General features: G+C 61.8%; 19 protein-coding genes. 6 read left to right on the forward strand and 13 right to left on the reverse strand.

Going from position 1 to position 20098, the window contains the following annotated elements; genetic code table 11:
* Nucleotides 1-34: 34 nt before the first annotated feature.
* Entirely contained in the window at nt 35-601 is a 567-nt protein-coding gene (locus ACGYK7_RS13440) for a carboxymuconolactone decarboxylase family protein (RefSeq protein WP_394402859.1), read from the reverse strand.
* A gap of 99 nt (nt 602-700) precedes the next feature.
* Here ACGYK7_RS13440 and ACGYK7_RS13445 point away from each other — a divergent pair, with 99 nt between their 5' ends.
* Nucleotides 701-1273: a TetR/AcrR family transcriptional regulator gene (locus tag ACGYK7_RS13445; RefSeq protein WP_394402861.1), complete on the forward strand. Its 573-nt coding sequence runs from the start codon at nt 701-703 to the stop codon at nt 1271-1273.
* Between the two features lie 12 nt (nt 1274-1285).
* Here the strand turns inward: ACGYK7_RS13445 and ACGYK7_RS13450 are convergent, their stop codons facing one another.
* Nucleotides 1286-1900, reverse strand: a complete 615-nt coding sequence (locus ACGYK7_RS13450) for a hypothetical protein (protein WP_394402863.1) — start codon at nt 1898-1900, stop codon at nt 1286-1288.
* Nucleotides 1901-2021: 121 nt separating this feature from the next.
* Between ACGYK7_RS13450 and ACGYK7_RS13455 the strand changes: the two genes are divergently transcribed.
* The 3 genes from ACGYK7_RS13455 to arsH are packed head-to-tail and all read left to right on the forward strand — an operon-like array spanning nt 2022 to nt 4189.
* On the forward strand, nt 2022-2351 hold the full coding sequence (locus tag ACGYK7_RS13455) for an ArsR/SmtB family transcription factor (RefSeq protein WP_394402865.1): 330 nt from the start codon (nt 2022-2024) through the stop codon (nt 2349-2351).
* Between the two features lie 29 nt (nt 2352-2380).
* Nucleotides 2381-3439 (forward strand): ACR3 family arsenite efflux transporter, encoded by a 1059-nt coding sequence (gene arsB, locus ACGYK7_RS13460; RefSeq protein ID WP_394402867.1) that lies wholly within the window; start codon nt 2381-2383, stop codon nt 3437-3439.
* A 39-nt stretch (nt 3440-3478) separates the two neighbouring features.
* Nucleotides 3479-4189: an arsenical resistance protein ArsH gene (gene arsH / locus ACGYK7_RS13465; RefSeq protein WP_394402869.1), complete on the forward strand. Its 711-nt coding sequence runs from the start codon at nt 3479-3481 to the stop codon at nt 4187-4189.
* Nucleotides 4190-4251: 62 nt separating this feature from the next.
* On the opposite strand, the gene ACGYK7_RS13470 is transcribed toward arsH, so the two are convergent.
* The 10 genes from ACGYK7_RS13470 to ACGYK7_RS13515 all read right to left on the reverse strand — a co-directional run bounded on the left by ACGYK7_RS13470 (nt 4252) and on the right by ACGYK7_RS13515 (nt 13767).
* Entirely contained in the window at nt 4252-5691 is a 1440-nt protein-coding gene (locus ACGYK7_RS13470; RefSeq protein WP_394402871.1) for an aldehyde dehydrogenase family protein, read from the reverse strand.
* 176 nt (nt 5692-5867) lie between these two features.
* Nucleotides 5868-7004, reverse strand: a complete 1137-nt coding sequence (locus tag ACGYK7_RS13475; RefSeq protein WP_394402872.1) for a sensor histidine kinase — start codon at nt 7002-7004, stop codon at nt 5868-5870.
* Nucleotides 7004-8014 carry a SpoIIE family protein phosphatase gene (locus ACGYK7_RS13480; RefSeq protein ID WP_394402874.1) on the reverse strand — a complete coding sequence of 337 codons (1011 nt, stop codon included), beginning with the start codon at nt 8012-8014 and terminating at the stop codon, nt 7004-7006. The genes ACGYK7_RS13475 and ACGYK7_RS13480 overlap by 1 nt, the downstream gene beginning before the upstream one ends.
* Nucleotides 8011-8451: an ATP-binding protein gene (locus ACGYK7_RS13485; protein ID WP_394402876.1), complete on the reverse strand. Its 441-nt coding sequence runs from the start codon at nt 8449-8451 to the stop codon at nt 8011-8013. Before ACGYK7_RS13485 ends, ACGYK7_RS13480 begins: the two co-directional genes overlap by 4 nt.
* Nucleotides 8423-8776 carry an STAS domain-containing protein gene (locus ACGYK7_RS13490; protein ID WP_394402878.1) on the reverse strand — a complete coding sequence of 118 codons (354 nt, stop codon included), beginning with the start codon at nt 8774-8776 and terminating at the stop codon, nt 8423-8425. Before ACGYK7_RS13490 ends, ACGYK7_RS13485 begins: the two co-directional genes overlap by 29 nt.
* Nucleotide 8777: 1 nt before the next feature.
* Nucleotides 8778-9653, reverse strand: coding sequence for an STAS domain-containing protein (locus ACGYK7_RS13495; RefSeq protein WP_394402879.1), 876 nt, complete (start codon nt 9651-9653; stop codon nt 8778-8780).
* A 238-nt stretch (nt 9654-9891) separates the two neighbouring features.
* Nucleotides 9892-10938 carry a glycine betaine/L-proline ABC transporter ATP-binding protein gene (locus ACGYK7_RS13500; protein ID WP_394402881.1) on the reverse strand — a complete coding sequence of 349 codons (1047 nt, stop codon included), beginning with the start codon at nt 10936-10938 and terminating at the stop codon, nt 9892-9894.
* A gap of 8 nt (nt 10939-10946) precedes the next feature.
* Entirely contained in the window at nt 10947-11972 is a 1026-nt protein-coding gene (locus ACGYK7_RS13505; RefSeq protein WP_394402882.1) for an ABC transporter permease, read from the reverse strand.
* A gap of 255 nt (nt 11973-12227) precedes the next feature.
* Complete coding sequence (locus tag ACGYK7_RS13510; protein WP_394402884.1) at nt 12228-13196, reverse strand: ABC transporter substrate-binding protein; 969 nt, start codon at nt 13194-13196, stop codon at nt 12228-12230.
* Nucleotides 13197-13494: 298 nt separating this feature from the next.
* On the reverse strand, nt 13495-13767 hold the full coding sequence (locus tag ACGYK7_RS13515) for a DUF1127 domain-containing protein (protein WP_394402885.1): 273 nt from the start codon (nt 13765-13767) through the stop codon (nt 13495-13497).
* A gap of 1313 nt (nt 13768-15080) precedes the next feature.
* Between ACGYK7_RS13515 and ACGYK7_RS13520 the strand changes: the two genes are divergently transcribed.
* Nucleotides 15081-17993: a Hint domain-containing protein gene (locus tag ACGYK7_RS13520; protein WP_394402886.1), complete on the forward strand. Its 2913-nt coding sequence runs from the start codon at nt 15081-15083 to the stop codon at nt 17991-17993.
* A gap of 70 nt (nt 17994-18063) precedes the next feature.
* Here ACGYK7_RS13520 and ACGYK7_RS13525 read toward each other — a convergent pair whose 3' ends face one another.
* Nucleotides 18064-18666, reverse strand: a complete 603-nt coding sequence (locus ACGYK7_RS13525; protein WP_394402888.1) for an NTP transferase domain-containing protein — start codon at nt 18664-18666, stop codon at nt 18064-18066.
* 116 nt (nt 18667-18782) lie between these two features.
* Between ACGYK7_RS13525 and ACGYK7_RS13530 the strand changes: the two genes are divergently transcribed.
* Complete coding sequence (locus ACGYK7_RS13530; protein WP_394402889.1) at nt 18783-20093, forward strand: DUF2254 domain-containing protein; 1311 nt, start codon at nt 18783-18785, stop codon at nt 20091-20093.
* Nucleotides 20094-20098: the final 5 nt, after the last annotated feature.

The following is a 20098-nucleotide window of genomic DNA, read 5'->3' on the forward strand; positions in this document are numbered from 1 at the left end:
AAAAAGGCGCGCCACTCTGGGCGCGCCTTTTAGTTTAAACGTCGAGCTTCTTGTCGCCGCGCTTCCATGCCAGCGGCTGGAAAACCTCGTCCACCGGGGTTTCGGCGACGTGGTTGACGTAGTTGGAGATGGTCTTCTGTGCCATGCCAAGGATCACGTCCAGCACTGCGCGGTGGCCATAGCCTGCGTCGAAAAACGCCTGCATCTGCGTATCGGAAACAAAGCCGCGGTTGCGCACCATCTGCACGGTGAAAGTGCGTAGCGCTTCGAGTTTGGGCGTCGGCAGGGGCGTTTCATTGCGCAGCGCGTCGCTGATCTCATCCGAGACCTTCATCATCTTGGCGATGCCGGTGTGGGCGGGCACGCAGTAATGGCATTCGTTCTCGACGTTGATCGACTGCCAAACCACGGTCAGCTCTTCGGCGTCGAACTCGGTCTCGGTGAAGAGCTTGTGCAGCACCTGATAGCCTTCAAAGGCCTGCGGGCTTTCGGCCAGCACCCTGTGCAGCCCCGGCAGACGGCCAAAGGCCTTTTGCGATTCTTCCAGCAGCGGCTTGGAGGCTTCGGGCGCGCTGTCTTGGTCGTGGGACGGGAAAGTCATGATTTCTACCTTTGTAAATCGTCGATATCCGTCATTTAGGCTTTCTTGAGCGATCGCTCAAGTATATATTTGAGTGATCGTTCAACATATGGTGATCTCATGCCCCGCAAACCGAACCACGACCGTGCCGAGTTGATCGACCGCGCCCGCGATCTGTTCTGGCGTCAGGGCTGGGCGGGCACCTCGCTGAAAGACCTCGAAGCGGTGCTGAAGATGAAGCCCGGCAGTTTCTACGCGGCCTTCGGATCGAAAGAGGCGCTGTTTGAAATTGCTCTGGACAAATATGCCGAGGATGGGGCCGGGCGTCTGGCTGAATTGGTCGCTTCGCATGGCCCGATGGCGGCGCTGAAACGCTATCCCGAACTGGCGATCTGCCGCGAAGCGGCCCCGGCCAAAGCCTGCATGTTGTCGAAAACCTTGTTGGAGCTACAGGCCCATGGCCACCCGCTGGCCAAACGGGCCAGCGCGCATCTGATGGGGATGGAAGAGCAATTTGCAGCGCTTTTCGCCCAAATGCAGCAGGAGGGAGAGATCGCGGCGGAACATGATCCGAAATCGCTGGCTCGACGCTATCAGAGCGATCTTTTGGGCCTGCGCGTCTCAGCTGAGCGGGAGGGGGTCGACGCCCATGCCATCGCCCGTGAGATCGCGGAGGGGCTGGACCGGTTGTAGCCCCAAAGCGCGCTATTCGATCTGCTCTTCCAACATCGTGGTAATCTTACGCCGTTGAAAGATATTGCGGATCTGATGCGCCATGATCCGTTCCGGCACAAAATAGGGTTTGCCGTCTTTCCATTCCGCCCGGAACTCATGCCGGGCGGCAATCAGCCTTGTGGTATGCCCATCCGCGGCAGCGACCGTCAGGTCCATCTGCCGGACCTTTTCAAAGAGCCCTTCGGTCCCGATCCGCGTCTCGGCCCGGCGCAACAGGTCGAGGAAACTGCCGATGTCGATGAAATCGCCGCTCTTGATCGGTCCTTGATTGGTGCGGGTCAGGGGGTTCTCCACATCGTTCAACGCCACCTCTTCGCGTTCGGTGACCTTGACGTGGTAGGTTTTGTCATCCGTCACCACCCGCGCCATGACTTCGAGCAGGTAAATCGGCTCGGCCCCCATATTGGTCACGAAACAATGGGCATTCTCATCCCGCGCGATCGAGCGGTTGATCAGGATCACCGGCTGGCGTTGGCGCCGGAAGTTGAGCCATAGGATATGCAGATAGGCCAGCCAAACCACCGCCGTAAGAAGGCTCACCGCCACTTGCAACGTGCCGGAATTCTCTGCGATCCAATCGAGCATCCTATCTCATCCTTACCAAGCCTGCGGGGGGCGCGAGATCAACGCGCGGGACGGCGCTTCGTTGCACAGAGATTGGCAGGCGGGGTTGACCGCGCGATAATATATCAATAATTCGCGATATATGGATAATGAAAACGCCCTCCAAGCCTTCGCCGCCTTGGGTCAGCCGACCCGGCTGGATGTCTTTCGCCTGCTGATCAAAGCGGGTGGTAAAGGCATGTCGGCGGGCGAGATCGGCACCGCGCTTGATGTGCGGCAAAATACGATGTCGGCCAACCTCTCGGTGTTGGCCCGCGCGGGGCTGATCCGCAGCAAGCGCGAAGGGCGCAGCATCCGCTATTTCGCCGATATGGACGGGTTGCGCGCGCTGCTGGGCTTTCTCTTGGAAGACTGCTGCGGCGGCGAGCCGGAACGGTGCCAACCGCTGCTGGATGAGCTGACCTGCTGCTAACCCCCGAACACCAAACGCGAAAGACCACCATGACCGATACCGCTGATCCCGCAACCGCTGGCCTTGGGGCCTTTGAGCGCTGGCTCTCGCTCTGGGTGGCGCTGGCCATCGGGGCGGGGCTTTTGCTGGGCAATCTCTTTCCCGGCCTCTTCGGCGCGCTGGCGGCGCTTGAAGTTGCCTCGGTCAACCTGCCGGTGGCGGTGCTGATCTGGGCCATGGTCTTTCCGATGATGGTCGGCGTCGATTTCGGCGCGCTGCGGCAGGTGGGGGACAAGCCCAAAGGGCTGGTGGTGACGCTGGTGGTCAATTGGCTGATCAAACCCTTCACCATGGCCGCCCTTGGGGTGCTGTTCTTTAACCATGTCTTCGCCGGGCTGATCCCACCCGATGACGCGCAGGCCTATCTGGCGGGGGTGATCCTCTTGGGGGCCGCGCCCTGTACCGCCATGGTCTTTGTCTGGTCCAACCTCACCCGGGGCGATGCGACCTATACGCTGGTGCAGGTCAGCGTGAACGATGTGATCATGGTCTTTGCCTTCGCCCCAATCGTGGCTTTTCTCTTGGGCGTGACCGAGTTCACCGTGCCTTGGGACACGCTGCTGATCTCGGTCGGCCTTTACGTCATGCTGCCGCTGCTGGCGGGCTATCTCACCCGCGGGCGGTTGCTGGCCAAGGGTGGCGCGGCGGCGGTCGACGCTTTCAAGGCCCGGGTGCAGCCCTTTGCCTTCATGGGGCTTTTGCTAACGGTCGTGCTGCTCTTTGGTTTTCAGGGGGAGGTGATCCTCGACCGTCCGCTCGTCATTGCGCTGATTGCCGTGCCGCTGTTGCTGCAATCCTACGGCATCTTCTTCATCGCCTATGGCGCCGCGCGGGCCTGGGGCATTCCCTTCAACGTGGCCGCCCCCTGCGCCCTGATCGGCACGTCGAACTTCTTTGAACTGGCGGTCGCCGTGGCGATCAGCCTCTTCGGGCTGGAGTCGGGCGCGGCCTTGGCCACCGTCGTGGGCGTCTTGGTCGAAGTGCCGGTCATGCTCTCCCTCGTGGGCTTTGCCAACCGCACGCAGCATTGGTTCCGCGCCGACAAATGAACCTCGCGCCATAACCCCCTTCCGCCTAAGGAAATCCCCGTGACCGACACGCCAAACATCGAAGAAGAGCACTTCACCCCCATCGACGCGCACCGCCTCCTGTGGCCCGAACGCGCCGCCCACGGCCCGCGCATTCTGCTGCTCTACGGCTCGCTTCGCCCGCGGTCCTTCAGCCGCCTGATGACCGAAGAGGCCGCCCGCATCCTCGCCCGGCTCGGGGCCGAGATGCGGACCTTCAACCCCACGGGGCTGCCGCTGCCCGACGATGCCGCGCCTGAGCACCCCAAGGTGCAGGAACTGCGCGATCTGGTGTCATGGTCCGAAGGCATGGTCTGGTGCTCGCCCGAACGCCACGGGGCGATGACGGGGATCATGAAAACCCAAGTCGACTGGATCCCCCTGTCGCTCGGTGGGGTGCGCCCGACCCAAGGCAAGACCTTGGCGATGATGCAGGTCAGCGGCGGCTCGCAAAGTTTCAATGCGGTGAACCAGTTGCGAATCTTAGGCCGCTGGATGCGGCTGCTGACCATCCCCAATCAATCCTCGACCCCCAAGGCTTTCTTGGAGTTTGACGAGGAGGACCGGATGAAACCCTCGCCCTTCTATGACCGCGTGGTCGATGTGATGGAGGAGTTGGTGAAGTTCACCCTGCTGACCCGCGACAACAAGGACTATCTGCTCGACCGTTATAGCGAGCGGAAGGAAAGCGCCGAGGAACTGTCGAAACGGGTCAATCAAAAGGCGATCTGACCGCCAAAATGCAAACGGCAGGGCCAATCTTGGCCCTGCCGCATTGCGAGACTGAAGAGCGATCAGTCGTTGGACCAGCCGGACACCGCTTTGACTTCGCAGAAGTCCTCGATCCCCCAGACGCCACCTTCGCGCCCGTTGCCGGAGCGCTTCATGCCGCCGAAGGGCGCGCCTGCGCCACGGCTTTCGCCGTTCATCTCAACCATGCCCGAACGCAGCTTGGTCGCCAGACGGTTGCGGCGGGCGCCATCGCTGGACTGGACATAGTTGGTCAGGCCGTAGACCGTGTCATTGGCCATCTCGACGGCTTGATCTTCGCTCTCGAACTTCATGATCGACAGGACGGGGCCAAAGATCTCTTCGCGGGCGATGGTCATATCGGGCGTCACATCGGCGAAAACGGTAGGTTTGACATAGAAACCCCGGTTCAGATGCTCGGGCCGACCGGTGCCACCGGCCACCAGCCGCGCGCCTTCGTCGATGCCTTTCTGGATCAGGTCTTGGATCTTGCCCCATTGCGCTTCGTTCACGACCGGGCCGATGTGGCGGCCCTCTTCGCTGGCGGGGCCGACTTCGACCTTATTGGCCACTTCGGCTGCCGTTTCGACCGCTTGGTCATAGACGCTGGCCTCGACCATCATCCGGCTGGGGGCGTTGCAGCTTTGGCCGGTGTTGTTCATCATATGCAGCACGCCGCGTTTGACGGCCTTGTCGTCGGCATCGGCGAAGACAAGGTTCGCGCCCTTGCCGCCAAGCTCCAGATGGACCTTCTTCAGCGTATCCGCCGCGTTCTTGGAAATCGCGATCCCGGCGCGGGTGGAGCCGGTGAAGCTCACCATATCCACATCCTCGTGACCGGTCAGGGCGGTGCCCACGGTCGCGCCGTCACCGTTCACAAGGTTGAAGACACCGGCGGGAAATCCTGCCTCATCCATCATCTCGGCAAAGATCACCGCACTCAGCGGGCTTTCCTCAGACGGTTTGAGCACCATGGTGCAACCCGCGGCGACAGCAGCGCCGACTTTCAGCATCACCTGGTTCATCGGCCAGTTCCACGGCGTGATCATCGCCACGACGCCAACCGCCTCGTGAATGATCCGGTCGTTCGGCGCGTGATCACCCAAGGGCTTTACGAATTTGAAATCTTTCGCCGCTTTGATGAAGTTCTTCAGGTGGCTGTAACCCGCCCCCCATTGGGAGCTACGCGCCATCTCGATGGGTGCGCCCATCTCGGTGCTGATCGCTTGGGCCATATCCTCGGTCCGGGCTTTATAGACCTCGGCCAGTTTTTCCATCAGGGCGATGCGCTCTTCAGGGGCGGTGGCCATCCACGCGGGCAGGGCGGCCTTGGCCGCGGCCACGGCGGCGTCCACGTCCTTTGGCCCGCCGAGCGAGATCACGGTGCAGGGTTCTTCGGTCGAGGGATCGATGACCTTATGTTCACGGCCCTCAAGCGGGGCGACCCATTTGCCGTCGATATAGAAATCACGTTTTTCGATCATGCTCTGTCTCCGTTATTGGCCAGGCGGGCGATGTTCTTGCCGCCTGGAAGTGTCCGGGAATCGCCGGCTCCCGATATGCCTAGGACAATTTTACGGGGCGGAAAAGTTCAGAGGTGATTTTTGATCAAAAAGACGGGCGCGGCGGCCCGAACCCCGTAGGCGGGCAGGGCGCGCGCTCAGCCCTGCGCCGGGAAGCTGATTTCGACACAAAGCCCGTCTTGGCCTTCGACCTTCAGCGTCGCTTCGTGCTGGAAGGTCAGCGTGCGGATCATGCGCCAGCCCAACGAATCCGACCTCTCGGGCCGTTTGGCATCTTCGGGCAGGCCGACGCCATCGTCATAGACCTTGAGCGTCAGACCTTCGTCATCCTCTTGGGTGACTTCGATGGTGATCACCCCTTTGTCGCGCCCCTTGAAGGCGTGTTTATAGGCGTTGGTGATCAACTCCCCCACGATCAGCCCGATGTCGACCGCCAGTTTGTTGTCCATCTTGAGGCTGGGGCAAATTAGCTTGATCGCGATGCTCTGACGATCTCCGGTAAAGGCGCGTTCGGCGTTTTTCGCGACTTCATCCAGCATATCCGCCAGATCAAGGTCGGTGCTGTCGGTTGAGCGTTGCATCAGCTCATGCGCCTTGGAGAGCGAACCCACGCGGGTCTCCAACTCGCGCAACACTTGGCGGGTCTCATCGGCCTTGGCGTGGGTCTTGCTCATCCGGATCAGCGCCACGATGAGGGCAAGGTTGTTGCCCGTCCGGTGGTGGAGTTCCTGCATCAAGAGATCGCGGTCGGCGATGCCCTCGCTGAGTTCGCGGTTCTGTTCGGTCAATGCCGCGGTCGGGTCTTTGGCGTTATAGGCCTCCAGCGCCGCCATAGCGTCGGCCCTGATCTGCTCGACGGCGGATTGCGGTTCGGGCAGCAGAAATTCCGCGTGAATTCGCGTGCCTTCTTGTCCGGTATCCACATCGAAACGCGCCGCGATCCGCTGCACGCCCCGCAGGCCCAGCCCCATGCCCGTCTCCGACACGATGGCGCGGTTGGGGTCGAGCTTGTCCTCTTCGATCCCACGGCCCTGATCAATCACCGTCAGCCCAAGGGCGGGCTTGCCGTTGACATCCGTAAGCGAAAAGCGCGCGCGGCCTTTCTGCCCATGCTCGATCGCGTTGCGCCCCAGTTCCACAGCGGCGGTGACGGTGCGCGTCCGCTCGAATGAGGTAAAGCGCATGGCCTCGGTCAGGGTCAGGGCGATCTGACGCAGGGCCGCGATATCGCCGCCTTTCTCAAGGTTCACCGATGTGAGGTTGGTTGCTTTCATCAGTCCGCGTCCCGTGCAATGCGTATGACCACGATGGAGGCGTCGTCACGCCCGCGAAATGCCCGGTCGAGCAGGTAGCCAGCGATCAAAAGCGGAGATTTCCACAATAGACCCTGTGGAAGATAGTTGTCGCGCAGGGTTTTCAAGCCGTCGCTGTGCAGGATCATCAGATCCCCCGGCTGAAGGTCAAAGCTTTCTTCATAGCCCCGCGTGGCGCGGGCGCCGATCCGCCCGTCGCGCACCGGCAGGCGTTTGACCTCACCGTCGCGGACCCGCAGGGTGGCGATATTGCCCAAAGCGGCATAGCGCAGGACCATCTGCGGCTGTGCGATATGCACAAGGGCCGCCACCGCGCCGCGCTTGCCGGTCAATTGGTCGGTCACCTCATGCATCACCGCGCCCGGCTCGCTGTTGAAACTGCTTGTGGCTTGGACGGCGTCGGTGACCTCCAGCGACGCGGCTGCGGCCTCGGGGCCGTGGCCCAGACCATCGCAGAGCAGGATATCGGTGGCAGTGGGCGTTTTGCGCAGCAGGTAATCGTCGCCGCATTCGGTTTCGTTCGGGTGGCAGACCCGCAGGCCCACGGCCTCGACCCCATGGGTCGGGAAAGGGGTGCTGTTTTTGACAAAGCTGCAAACGATGGTGGTGCCCACCTCTGGCCCGCTGAAAATGTCGAAGTCATTCGACAGGCGCCGGATCGCGCCAAGCCCCAGCCCGGCCGAGCCGCCGCTGCTCATGCCGTCTTGGAACATACGGTCCATATCGCCGATGCCCGGGCCGCGGTCGGTAAAGACCATTACGATCCGGTCGCCCTTGCCCTCCGGTGGGGCGGTGATCAGGGCGCGGCCTTTATCGGCATAACGCAGGATGTTGGTCGTGGCCTCCGTGGCGACGATGGCCAACTCATCGGTCCGGTGTTTGGGCCAACCGTGATCCGCCGCGACACGGCGCGCCGCGCGGCGCACCACGGCGATGGCGCTTTGGTCCTGAACTTCGACCCATTGTATCATAGGTTTACACTCATCAACACGCTGGTGCCCCCGCCAACGGCGGTGCGGATTTCAAACTTCTGGGCCAGCCGCTGCGCGCCGCCCAAGCCCCGGCCAAGCCCGCCGCCCGAGGTATAGCCGTCCGTGAGGGCCAGTGCCACGTCATCGATCCCCGGTCCCTTGTCCCAACAGACCACGCTCAGCCGCTTGGCCTTTGGGTCGACATAGATGGAAAATTCGCCGCCGCCAGCGTGAACGATCGCATTGCGGGCGATCTCGCTGACGGCGGTGGCAAACCGGGTGACCATCAGCGCCGAAGCACCGTTTTCCTTCATGTAGCGCGCCACGGCTTGGCGGACCGTTACCGCGTCGCCGCTGGTCTTCAACTTGAACTGAGAGAGAAGAACCTGCGCTCCTAGGTCCTTTTCGTCAAAAGCGACGTAGCTGGGTGAGGGCATGTGTCAGGCTCAGGGCGGTGCGAATTTCGGGCAAATACATGCCAAGCTCGACCAGCGTGACGGCGACCGTGGGGCGCATGCCGACGACATAGGTATCCGCCGCAAGCAGCCGCGAAATCCCCGCAAGCTGCGCGATCACACGGCCCACGAAAGTGTCCACGATCTCAAGAGCCGAGATATCGAGGATCACCCCGTCGACGCGATTTTCGGATATCTTGTTCGACAGGCGATCCTGAAGCTCCAAAATCTCCGTGTCCGTGATGTCATCCTGTATCGAAACGAGGAGCGCATGTTCGACCAGATTAATCGACGTGACACCGGCCACCTTATTGGCCCTCGGTCTTCTTGATCACATAGCCGACGGTCATCAGCGCATCCGACAGGGCGGTGCGGATGCTGGACCGGGTGGAAACGGTGCCCACGTCGATGCCAAGCTGCACCATGGTCTGGGCAATCATCGGGCTGATGCCGCTGATGATGCATTCCGCCCCCATCAGGCGCACGGCGGCGGCCGCGCGCAGCAGGTGTTGCGCCACCTGCGTGTCGACGGTGCCGACGCCGGTGATGTCCATGATGACCACTTCGGCCTGACGCTCCAGAATGGTTTGCAGTAGGTTCTCCATCACCTCTTGGGCACGGGCGGAATCCAGCGTGCCGATCAGTGGCAGGGTCAAAACGCGGTCCCAAAGCTCGACCACGGGGGTCGAAAGCTCCAACATCTCTTGGCGTTGACGGTCGATGATCTGCTCACGCTCAAGAATGAAAATCTCGTTGGTGTAGATTGCAAAGGCATCGACCAGACGGGTCACCAGCATCACGTCGCGGATCAGCATCCCGTGATCGCTGTCTTGCATCGCTTCGAGCCGTTTGAACAGCGGCGCCTTCAGCGCCAGCACAAAGGTTGCCATCTCGGTCGGGGTCACGCCGCGGTTGACCCGCTCGCGGCTGACATCGGTCAGCACGGCGCGCAAATCGTCCCACTGCGTGTCGTCAAAGTCGAAATCCTCGCCGCTGACGCCATTGCGCACACCTTTGGAGAAGGCTTTGAGCAATTCACGGTTCTGGGTCCGGCTTTCCGTATCGGAGAACAGGTCAGAACGTTTCACGCCCTCTTTGACCTGCGTTCCCAGCCACTCCTCGATGATGCCTTTGAAGTCGGTGTCGAGAACAGTGAGAATATTGGCCGTAGCAGATTGCGGCATCTTGAACCCCAGTTTTAAATTTCATCCCCCATAGGCCAATCGTGGGGGTGAGTGTCAATAGGACGCAAGGATTTTGATCGGCGGCAAAGCGCCGTTTTACATAATGAAACGGCGTTTAAGTTTTTGTTTTATGCGGGGTTTTGGGGCGTAAATGCGGGGGCGTCCTGCGAAAAGGGCAGCAGTGGCTCTGTGACCGGATGCTGCCCTTCTTGTTTCCCGCCGCGGGGCTGCCGCGACGTTATTCGGCCGCTTCGCCGGGGTGGCGTGGCACCAATGCGCGCACCAGATCGCGCATATGCAGCACGCCGACCTGTTTGCCCGCGCGCATGACGCGGTAGTTGTTGGTGGTATCCCCGCCAGAGACCGCGATGATGCTTTCCAGCGTGTCGTCGAAATCGACCTCACCGGCCACATCCGTTGGCGGCACATCGGTCTTTTCCATGACCGAGCGGACGCGCAGCACGCGGGCGCGGTTGATGTCGCTGACGAAGGCTTCGATATAGGGATCGTTGGGGTTCAGCAGGATGTGCTGCGGCTCGCCCTGTTGGACGATGAACCCGTCTTTGAGGATCACCAGATGGTCCGCCAGTTTCAGCGCCTCGTCCAGATCGTGGGTGATGAAGATCACCGTCTTATGCAGTTCTTCCTGCAATTCGATGAGCAGATCCTGCATGTCGGTGCGGATCAGCGGGTCAAGCGCGGAAAACGCCTCGTCCATCAGCATCACGTCGGAGTTCGAGGTCAGGGCGCGGGCGATGCCCACACGTTGCTGCATCCCGCCCGAAAGCTGCGCGGGATACTGCTCTCCCTGACCCTCCAGCCCGACGCGGTTGAGCCATTTGGTGGCCTCACCCGCGTATTTGCTGCGGCTCTTGCCTTCGATCTCCCAACTCAGTCCGGTGTTTTCCAGCACCGTGCGGTGGGGCAGCAGGGCGAACTTTTGGAACACCATCGACATGTCATGCTTGCGCAGCTGGCGCAGGCGACGCTCGTTATAGTCGAGGATGTTCTCGCCGTTCACGATGACCTCGCCCGCCGTGGGGTCAATCAGCCGGTTGAGGTGGCGGATCAGCGTCGATTTGCCCGAGCCCGAGAGCCCCATGATCACCGTGGTCTTGCCCGCGGGCATGTCCACGTTGATGTCATTGAGGCCCAGCACATGGCCGGTCTCGGCCTGAAGTTCGGCCTTGGACATGCCGCCGCGGACCTTCTCCAGCGCCATTTTGGGGTCGTCGCCGAAGATCTTATAGAGGTTGCGGACGGAAATCTTGATGTCGTCTGTCATGTCTGGCCTCACTTCTGCGCCGCGTTGATCCGCGCAAGCGCGGCTTTGGTGACCCGGTCGAGGATGATCGCAAGCAGCACGATCCCCAGACCCGACAGGAGGCCCACGCCCAATTCAAGGCTGCGAATGCCGCGCAGCACCAGCACGCCGAGGCCGGGGGCGGAGACCAGCGAAGCGATCACGACCATAGCAAGGCTCATCATGATGGTCTGGTTCACACCGGCCATGATATTGGGCAGCGCCAGGGGGATCTGCACCTTGAAGAGCTTTTGGCGGTTGGTCATGCCAAAGGCATCGGCGGCTTCGATCACGTCCTTATCGACCAGCCGGATGCCGAGGTCTGTCAGGCGCACCACCGGCACGATGGCATAGAGGATGATCGCGATGCCGTAGAGCTTGGGCTCGGTCACCGAAAAGAGGAAGATCAGCGGAATGAGGTAGACGAAGGGCGGCAGGGTTTGCAGCATGTCCAGCACCGGGATCATCGTGCGCTGTACGCGGTCGCTGCGCGACATGGCGATGCCGATGGGCACGCCAAAGAGTACGCAGATGAAGGCGCAGACAAAGATGATTGCCAGGGTCTGCATCGTGTGTTCGTAAAAGTCGATGAAGGCGAGGAAACCAAAGACCAGCGCCACCAGTCCCACCAGCTTGAGCGAACGGCCCACCGCATAGGTGATCGCCATCAAAAGCGGGATCATCACGAACCACGGCACCGATTGCATCAGCCAAAGCGCGTTTTCCAGCGCCCAGCTCAGCGGTTGGGTGAGGGGGTCGACAACGACTTTGAGACTGTCCTTGATGGCAAGGAAGCCTTGCTCCAGCCCTTGGGTCAGGTCGCGCGATTGCGGGATCGCTTCGCAACTGTCGTGCAGCGCATCCAGAGAGGGGAAGGGCATGTCCCAAAGCGTGGTGTCGGTGTCACCGCCCGCTTGGCCCATGAGATCGGCCATGGAGCTTAGCCCGCCGCCTTGATCGTCGCCGCACCAGTCCCGCAGACCGAGCGTGTCAAAGAGATTGTCGTAGGTTGCCATCTGTCGCTTTCCCGGTCTGCATCAGACCGTTTGCTTTTGGGGAGGGGGCCGGTGCGCCGCGCAGGCCGCGCGGCGTCGGCTGCCCCATGCAGTGGCGGCAATCCAAACCTATGTCCTTACAAAGGAACTGCGCTTCGGGCCAAAGGGGCCAAGGCGCAGTCGGTATGAAAAGACGTAAGTCTTGCCGCCGGTCATCGAAACGAACGGGCGGGAAACCCTGATGAGTTCCCCGCCCGCCGTTTTGGTCAGTCTGTCTTACTGCTCAAGCAGCTTGGACAGGTTGCCGCGGGCGTCATCGCTCAGCCATTCGGCCCAGACGTCGTTGTTGTTTTGCAGGAAATACACCGCCGCCTCTTCGTTGGAGGCGTTGTTTTCACCCTGCCATGCCAGCAGCTTGCTCATCTCGTCGGTCTTGAAGGTCACATTGCCGATGAACTCCGCGATCTCGGGGTTCTCGTCGTGGAAATCCTTGGTCATGACGGTCAGCACCGGCGCGGTCGGGAAGGCCGAGGGCTTGGGGTCCGGCGTGTCGGCGTTCTGGTTGGCGTTATGCGCGGCTTCGTCATATTCGCCCAGATCGACGCTGGTCATGTCGTATTTGCCAAGCGGCGTCGTCGGCGCCCAGTAGTAGCCGAACCACGGCTCTTGGCTCTCATAGGCCGAGGCCATCGAGGTCACCATCGTCTCGCCCGAGCCGTGGTTGAAGACTTCGATGCCGTTGCCTTCGAGGTCATAGGCCCGCGCGAGGTTGTCGCTCACCACGCGGCAGCCCCAGCCATCGGGGCAGTTGTTGAACATGCCGCCGACCAGTTCGGGGTTTTCCAAGATGCCTTCGATGGTCTTCAACTCGGGGTGCTCTTCGGCCAGATAGGTGGGGATCCACCAGCCTTCGACGCCACCGGGATCAAGCACGGAGGTCAGCTCAACGATCTTGCCATCCGCTTTCAGCTTTTTATACGCGTCACCGGCGGAGTTCGGCCACAGTTCGGGCACGATGTCCGGCTCGTTGTTCTCCGACAAGGAGGTCACGGCGGGGGTGGTGTCCGAAGGCACCACGGTGACGTCGCAGGAATATCCCTGCGTCAGCAGGAATTCGGTCACGGCGGTGACGATCTGCGCCGAGGCCCAGTTCATCTCGGCGATCGAGACTTCGCCACAGTCCTGCGCGGCGGCGGCCATCGGGGTTGCAACGGCAAAAGCCGTGCCAAGCAAATAGCGTTTCATAGTGATATCTCCTCTATTGTATCCGCAGTGTCGCGCAGCCGCGCACCGCTGATCTTTGCCCCTTTCCATCAAGAAGGAGCCGGTCGCGCGATAGGCGCGGCAGCTTTCGATGGGCGGGTTTGCTGGAGATATGAAAACAAATCATGCGCCCCGGTGCAACACGATTGCCGGGCGCAAGACGCAAGAACGGGCACCGCACCGGGCCTGACGCGATGCCGCTATATGCGGCGTTCCCATGCAGAACGCCATATTTTTAAGGTGTGCCGTGGCCCAGCAAGCGGGGCGCGGCCAGGGCCGGTTAGCGGCGGGAAAAACTTTCCATATCGCGGATGTATTGGGGGATGTCTTTGCGGTTCAGGCCGATATCCTGCAGCAGGCGGTCGTCCATCGCGTTCAGCGTCGACAGCGTGCGGTTACGCTCCCAACGGCGCGCGGTGTCGCGCAGCACGCGGCGCAGCATGGCGACAAGGGCGAGCCCCTCGGCATTGGCGACTTGACCAAGGGTGCCATTAAAGGCGGTTCCGGGCATCCCGGCGATCTGGTTGGTGTTTTTCAGCAGGCGGAAGTGCATGGCATGCTCCATATCAAAAAGGTCGAAATGGGAAGGATCCGCAAAAGACGACGGTCGGGCCAGAAGGCCGGGCCGGGCCGGTTGTGTGGGTCTCATCCCGAGTGTGATCCGGAAAGTCAGTTGGAACCCCAATGGTCTAAACAGGCGGATCGGCCTGTCCGACCGGGGTTACCGGCGGTTCAGCAGCGTGCCCGGCTTGCGCGGGCGCCTCTTATGAACAGCATACATCAACATGCCGCGCATTTGGTCCACCCGGGCGGGCTTTGCAATAGGGTGAAATAGGGGTGCGACACCCTGCCGCATCTGCGGGGCGCAGAACCCACTATGGCTGAGGTTTGCGCCCGCTCGGCACGGTGTCGCTTGCGGTGTCTGAAGTGTCGTTTTGAGCGTCGAATTTGGCGCATTTTCGCGGGGCGCTTTGGGCGTCACTCGGCGGGTATTCGAAACCGTTCGAGGGGTGCAGGACGCAGCCCCTCATGACGTCGGAGTCTGCGCTGTTTTCTGCGCCGTGGGGCATCACTGCTGCGATGTATTGATTCGGCGGGAATAAGGCGGGCCGCCCGTGGTTTCGTCACCAGTTTCGCATGTTTATGGGCAATTGGTTCCAGCGGGTGAACAAGCAATCGAAAAGAATGACGAAAACAAGGCGGCGCAGATGCGGCTGTTTTGCGGCGACATTGTCCCATAATGCGAAACAGTGTTGCTAGCCGTGGGGATGGTGGCGCGGCCGAGGGGCGTTAATTCACCTTAATCCTATGGCGTTTTGCAAATCCGCAGTTGAGCGGTCCGGAAACAATCGCGTCGGAATCACGTGCTAAACCACCTGAATTGCGGCAAAACTTCATTTGGTTCCGGCAATTTTCAAACATTTTTTGCTTTGTCCATTCGTATAGGAGGGCTATTCCTATAGGTGCCCAACTGGGGGGCATAGAAGTCTGTAGGTCACGGGGGCGGCCGCATTAAGCGCATCAGGGATGCGGGAAATGTGGATACGCCGCAAGTTTGCGACCGTAAACACAACATACCGAAGCGCACCGCGCCTCGGCTGTGGGTCATGTTTCGGCTCTTCCCCTTCGTTGCTGCAAGGATGCGTGCCGCCCGATCTGGATTTCTGCCAGCGGGGCGCATGTGAACGGAGGGAGAGACGAGATGATACACAAGCGACAGGCCCTGCCACTGGCCTTCTGCGGGGCAAGAAATGCCCGGTTCGACCGCTCTGCCGTTCGGCGCTCCAATTCTCAGATTGAAACAGCATCCACTTCCAAGACGGCCGCGTTGCGCGCCGCGTGCAACACCGCTCAGGAGATTTCACAATGATTAGAACACTTGATTTCAATGCGTTCAGCGCAGGCACCATCATTGACGACGAATATGCGGATCTGGGCGTGACCGTCTCGGCCAGCGGCGGCTCTGGCGATGCGATGATCTTTGACAGCAGCAACCCGACGGGCGGCGACAGCGATCTGGCCTCCGACACGCTTGAGGGGCTGTTGATCGTCTCCGAAGACGGCGACCAGAGCGACCCGGATGACAACGCCGGCGGCGGCAGCCTGTTCTTTGACTTCGATGAGATGGTGCGCATGAAGGGCGTGACCTTCAAAGACATCGAAGAGACCAGCGGCGAGGGCACCCGTGTCATCTTTTACGATGACAATGGCAACGTGATCCAAAATCACTATGTGCAGCCCACCGGCGATGGCGGTGAGCGTTTCGTGCAGTTCAACATCGACGGCGTGTCGCGCTTCGAAGTGCGTTTCGAAGGCTCGGGCGCGATCGACAATGTGGTTTTCGACGATGGCCAACCGCAGGGCGGCGGCAATGATGCGCCGGTGGCCGAGGACGATGTGCTCGAAATCGACGAAGACACCTCCGGCACCGTCGACGTGCTGGGCAATGACAGCGACGCCAATGGCGACACGCTGACCGTCACCATGGCAAGCTGCCCGGCGGGGCCGGTCGTCATCAATGACGACGGCACGTTGACCTTTACGCCGGACCCGGACTTCAACGGCGAGACCACGATCACCTATACCGTGGATGACGGCAATGGCGGCACCGATACCGGCACCGTGAATGTCACCGTGAACCCGGTGAATGACGCCCCCGTCGCCAATGACGACACCGCCGACACCACCGGCACCGATCCGGTCGTGATCCCGGTTCTGGACAATGACACCGATGTCGACGGCGACACCCTGAGCGTGACAGATGCCTCCAGCGATGATGGCACCGTGACCATCAACGACGATGGCACCATCACCTTTGTCGCCAATGACGGCTTCACCGGCGATGCGACGATCACCTATACCGTGTCCGACCCCGACGGCCTGACCGACGAAGGCTCGGTGACCGTGACGGTGGGCGACGGTGGTTCGACCCGTGACGGCTATGTCGACGGCACAGCGGGCGCAGACTTAATCGACACCGCCTATACCGGCGACCCCGATGGCGACATGATCGACAATGACGACGCGATCCTGCCCGATGCGGAAGGCGACGACGACTATGTTCGCGCCGGCGATGGTGACGACACCATCCTTGCAGGCGACGGCGATGATATCGTCGAGGCGGGCGCAGGCTCCGACGTGGTCGAGGGCGGTGATGGGGACGACATGATCACCACCGGCAACGATGACCTCGCCCCCGATCTGGGCTACCCGGAAAGCGACAGCGACGATCTGGGCTTTGACCCCGACGCCGACCCCGAGAATGACCGCGACTCCGTCGATGGCGGGGCGGGCAATGACACGATCAGCACCGGCGACGACCGCGACACCATCACCGGCGGCACCGGCGATGACGTGATCAACGCAGGCATCGACGACGATTTCGTCGACGGCGGTGACGGCGATGACCGGATCGTCGGGGGAGAGGGCAACGACAGCCTGCTCGGCGGCGCTGGCAACGACACGATCTATGCGGGCAACGACCCCGATCTGGGTCTCGACGTGCTCGACATCCCCGACGAAGAGGATGCGTCCAACCCCTTCACCCCCGACCGCAACCCGAACAACGGGATGGACACGGTCGACGGTGGCGCGGGCAATGACGTGATCTATGGCGCCGACGATGCCGACCTGCTGCGCGGCGGCTCGGGCGATGACTATATCGATGGTCAGGTCGACGATGACATCATCGAAGGCAATACCGGCAACGACACATTGCTGGGCGGTCAGGGCGACGACAGCCTGTCGGGCGGTCAGGGCAATGACGAGCTTGACGGCGGCACCGGCGACGACACCCTGCGCGGCAATCGCGACGATGACCTGCTGGTCGGCGGCGAAGGCAATGACCTGCTCGACGGTGGCGGTGAGAATGACACGCTGATGGGCGGCGAAGGCGACGACACGCTGATGGGCGGTCAGGGCGACGACCTGCTCGACGGTGGCGCAGGTGTCGATGTGATGACTGGCGGTGCCGATCAGGACAGCTTTGTCAATGTCAACGCAGGCGACGATGTCGACGGTGGCAGCGCGGGCGTGGATTACGACACGCTCGACCTGCGCGGCTCTGCCCCCGAGGGTGGCCGTTTGGAGATCACCTATACCTCCGACGACCGCGAAGACGGTTTCGTCGACTACTTCAACGAAGATGGCAGCGATGCCGGGCGTCTGAACTTCGTCGAGATCGAGAATGTGATCCCCTGTTTCACCCCGGGGACCAAAATCGCCACGCCGCGCGGCGAGGTGCCGGTCGAGGCGCTTGAGGTCGGTGACCGAGTCATCACCCGCGACAACGGCATCCAGACAATCCGCTGGGTCGGCGCGCGTGAGATGACCGGGGCCGAGTTCGAAATGGCCGCCCATCTCAAGCCGGTGCTGATCCGCAAGGGCGCGCTTGGCAACGATCTGCCCGAGCGTGACATGATGGTCAGCCCCAACCACCGCGTCTTGGTCGCCAATGAGAAAACCGCGCTCTACTTCGAAGAGCGTGAGGTTCTGGTTGCGGCGAAACATCTGACCGGGATGGAGGGCATCGACGTGGTCGAGGTGTCGGGCACCAGCTACATCCATGTGATGTTCGACCGCCACGAGGTGATCCTCTCTGACGGCACATGGACCGAGAGCTTCCAGCCCGGTGACATGTCGCTGGCCGGTATCGGTGAAGAGCAGCGTCAGGAGATCTTTGAGCTGTTCCCCGAACTGGCGACGAAGGACGGGATCGAAGGCTACACCGCCGCGCGCCGGTCGCTGAAAAAGCACGAGGCCAGCCTGCTGGTGAAGTAATCCGGCAAAAGCCGCGCGTAACACAGTTTGAGAACGGGGCGGGCGACCGCCCCGTTTTTTTATCTCCGGGCTATTCCTGCTCTGCGCGCCATGCCGCCCAGTCCTCGGGCGTGTCGAGGTCGCGCCGCGCGCGCTGGCCGGGCAGGGGCACAAGCTGCATCCGGTCTGCGGCCGCGCGCACGATCGCGCGGCCCCCATCATCGCCGTGCAGCTGTTTCAACTGATCGAAAAGCGCGGCGGCAAAGACGATGGGATGCCCGGGCTTGCCGTCCTCCGTGGTCGCGCGCCAGATCAGGGTCTCGCCCGTCAGGTCCACCGCAGCCGCGAGATGGGCGAGATCGCTGGCCTCAAGCGCGGGCATATCGGCCAGCAGGACCATGGCGGCAGGCGTGTCCAACGGCAGGGTGGCAAAGGCGCGGCGCAGGCTGGCGCCCATGCCCTCAGCGGCCTCGGGGATGGGCAGCGGCGTGATGTCCAATCTGCTGAGCACCCTGTAGCGCGGATGCGGCGCGGGCGGCAGGGCGACGGTGACGGGGCCAATGCCCTGTGCCAGCCGCGCCTGACGGCGCAGCAAGGGCTCACCGCCGATGTCCTCCATCAATTTGTCAGGCCCCCGCATCCGAGTGGCGGCACCGGCAGCGAGGAGGATCACGGGCAGAGAGGCTATTGTCATGCCGCCAGACTAGCGGGCGGGCAAGGCGAGGATAAGTGTTTTCTTGTGCCGCACGGGATTGCAAATTCCCGCTAAGCTGCCGTTGGCAGGGCGCTTTTTCGTGCTACCCTTGCCCCATGAATATCAAAGACCTGATCCCGCACACCCTGTTTCGCAAAGCCCGCGAATACTCTCGCAAACTTTGGGTGCGGGTGGTCTTCATGGGGCTGCTGGCCTTTGTCGCCCTCGGGCTGACCCAGCTTTTCGAGCCTTTGGTGCCCAAGGAAGTCGCCACGAGGCTGACCGGCGAAGCGGCGGATCGTCTGTTGCAGATCATCGCGGATGCGATGCTGGCGGTCACCATTTTTTCGATCACCATCATGGTCACGGTCTACCGCTCGTCCTCGGCCCAGTTCACGCCACGGGCACATCGTCTGATCATTCAGGACCGCACCACGCAGAACACGCTGGCGGTCTTCATCGGCGCCTATGTCTATGCGCTGGTGGCGATCATCATGCGCGAGTTGGGCATCTATGTCGACGAACGCTCCTTTGTGCTGTTCCTGACCACGGTACTGGTGCTGGCGATCATCGTGATTTTCCTGATCCGCTGGGTGCTGCATCTGCAAAGCTTCGGCAGCCTGATCGACACGACCCGCCAGATCGAGGCGGTGACCACCTCATTGTTCAAGGAGCGTCTAAAGACGCCCTGCATGGGCGGCCATCCCCTGACCGGCCCGGTGCCCGAGGATGCGCGCCCGATCTTTGCCCCCGAGAGCGGCTATATCAAACATATCTACCCCGAGGCGCTGGACCAGCAGGCGCGCGACCATGGGGCCGCAATCTATATGCCCCGGCGGATCGGTGATTTCGTCTTTGTCGGTGAGCCTCTGGTCATGGTCACCCGGCGGGGCAGCCCGCAGGACGACGAGCATGATTGGGACAGTCTTGAGCAGAAGGTCTTCGACACCGTACAACTGGGCGATCTGCGTACCTTTGACCAAGACCCGCGTTTCGGCCTGCGGGTGCTGGGCGAGGTTGCCTCGAAGGCGCTGTCGCCGGGGATCAACGATGGCGGCACGGCAATTGACGTGATTACCCGCATCGGGCGCGTGCTGTCCTATTACTCGGATGAATCCAAACCGGGCGGCGAGGTCACGCTGCCGAACCTGCATATCCCGCCGATCCCGGCGGATGCGCTGATCGAAGACGGATTTGGGGCGCTGGCGCGCGATGGCGCCTCGGTCGTTGATGTGCAGATGGTCTTGCAAGAGGTGCTCACAGGGCTGATGCAGCACCCCGATCCCGGCCTGTCGACCGCCGCCCGTGAGGCGGCAGAGGATCACCTGCGCCGCGCCTTCGAAGAGGTGCCCTTCGGCCCCGACCGCGCGCGCATCTGGTCCGCCGCCTGCAAAGAGGTGCAGGCAGCGGTGGAAACCCCGGCCTAGGCCGG

This window comes from Sulfitobacter sp. 1A15299 (assembly GCF_043556915.1).
Classification (GTDB): Bacteria; Pseudomonadota; Alphaproteobacteria; order Rhodobacterales; family Rhodobacteraceae; genus Sulfitobacter.

What these genes read in the sequence shown, in the direction of transcription:
- ACGYK7_RS13440 (WP_394402859.1), bottom strand. Translation starts at nt 601, where the DNA reads ATGACTTTCCCGTCCCACGACCAAGACAGCGCGCCCGAAGCCTCCAAG.
- ACGYK7_RS13445 (WP_394402861.1), top strand. Translation starts at nt 701, where the DNA reads ATGCCCCGCAAACCGAACCACGACCGTGCCGAGTTGATCGACCGCGCC.
- ACGYK7_RS13450 (WP_394402863.1), bottom strand. Translation starts at nt 1,900, where the DNA reads ATGCTCGATTGGATCGCAGAGAATTCCGGCACGTTGCAAGTGGCGGTG.
- ACGYK7_RS13455 (WP_394402865.1), top strand. Translation starts at nt 2,022, where the DNA reads ATGGATAATGAAAACGCCCTCCAAGCCTTCGCCGCCTTGGGTCAGCCG.
- arsB (WP_394402867.1), top strand. Translation starts at nt 2,381, where the DNA reads ATGACCGATACCGCTGATCCCGCAACCGCTGGCCTTGGGGCCTTTGAG.
- ACGYK7_RS13470 (WP_394402871.1), bottom strand. Translation starts at nt 5,691, where the DNA reads ATGATCGAAAAACGTGATTTCTATATCGACGGCAAATGGGTCGCCCCG.
- ACGYK7_RS13475 (WP_394402872.1), bottom strand. Translation starts at nt 7,004, where the DNA reads ATGAAAGCAACCAACCTCACATCGGTGAACCTTGAGAAAGGCGGCGAT.
- ACGYK7_RS13480 (WP_394402874.1), bottom strand. Translation starts at nt 8,014, where the DNA reads ATGATACAATGGGTCGAAGTTCAGGACCAAAGCGCCATCGCCGTGGTG.
- ACGYK7_RS13485 (WP_394402876.1), bottom strand. Translation starts at nt 8,451, where the DNA reads ATGCCCTCACCCAGCTACGTCGCTTTTGACGAAAAGGACCTAGGAGCG.
- ACGYK7_RS13495 (WP_394402879.1), bottom strand. Translation starts at nt 9,653, where the DNA reads ATGCCGCAATCTGCTACGGCCAATATTCTCACTGTTCTCGACACCGAC.
- ACGYK7_RS13500 (WP_394402881.1), bottom strand. Translation starts at nt 10,938, where the DNA reads ATGACAGACGACATCAAGATTTCCGTCCGCAACCTCTATAAGATCTTC.
- ACGYK7_RS13505 (WP_394402882.1), bottom strand. Translation starts at nt 11,972, where the DNA reads ATGGCAACCTACGACAATCTCTTTGACACGCTCGGTCTGCGGGACTGG.
- ACGYK7_RS13510 (WP_394402884.1), bottom strand. Translation starts at nt 13,196, where the DNA reads ATGAAACGCTATTTGCTTGGCACGGCTTTTGCCGTTGCAACCCCGATG.
- ACGYK7_RS13515 (WP_394402885.1), bottom strand. Translation starts at nt 13,767, where the DNA reads ATGCACTTCCGCCTGCTGAAAAACACCAACCAGATCGCCGGGATGCCC.
- ACGYK7_RS13520 (WP_394402886.1), top strand. Translation starts at nt 15,081, where the DNA reads ATGATTAGAACACTTGATTTCAATGCGTTCAGCGCAGGCACCATCATT.
- ACGYK7_RS13525 (WP_394402888.1), bottom strand. Translation starts at nt 18,666, where the DNA reads ATGACAATAGCCTCTCTGCCCGTGATCCTCCTCGCTGCCGGTGCCGCC.
- ACGYK7_RS13530 (WP_394402889.1), top strand. Translation starts at nt 18,783, where the DNA reads ATGAATATCAAAGACCTGATCCCGCACACCCTGTTTCGCAAAGCCCGC.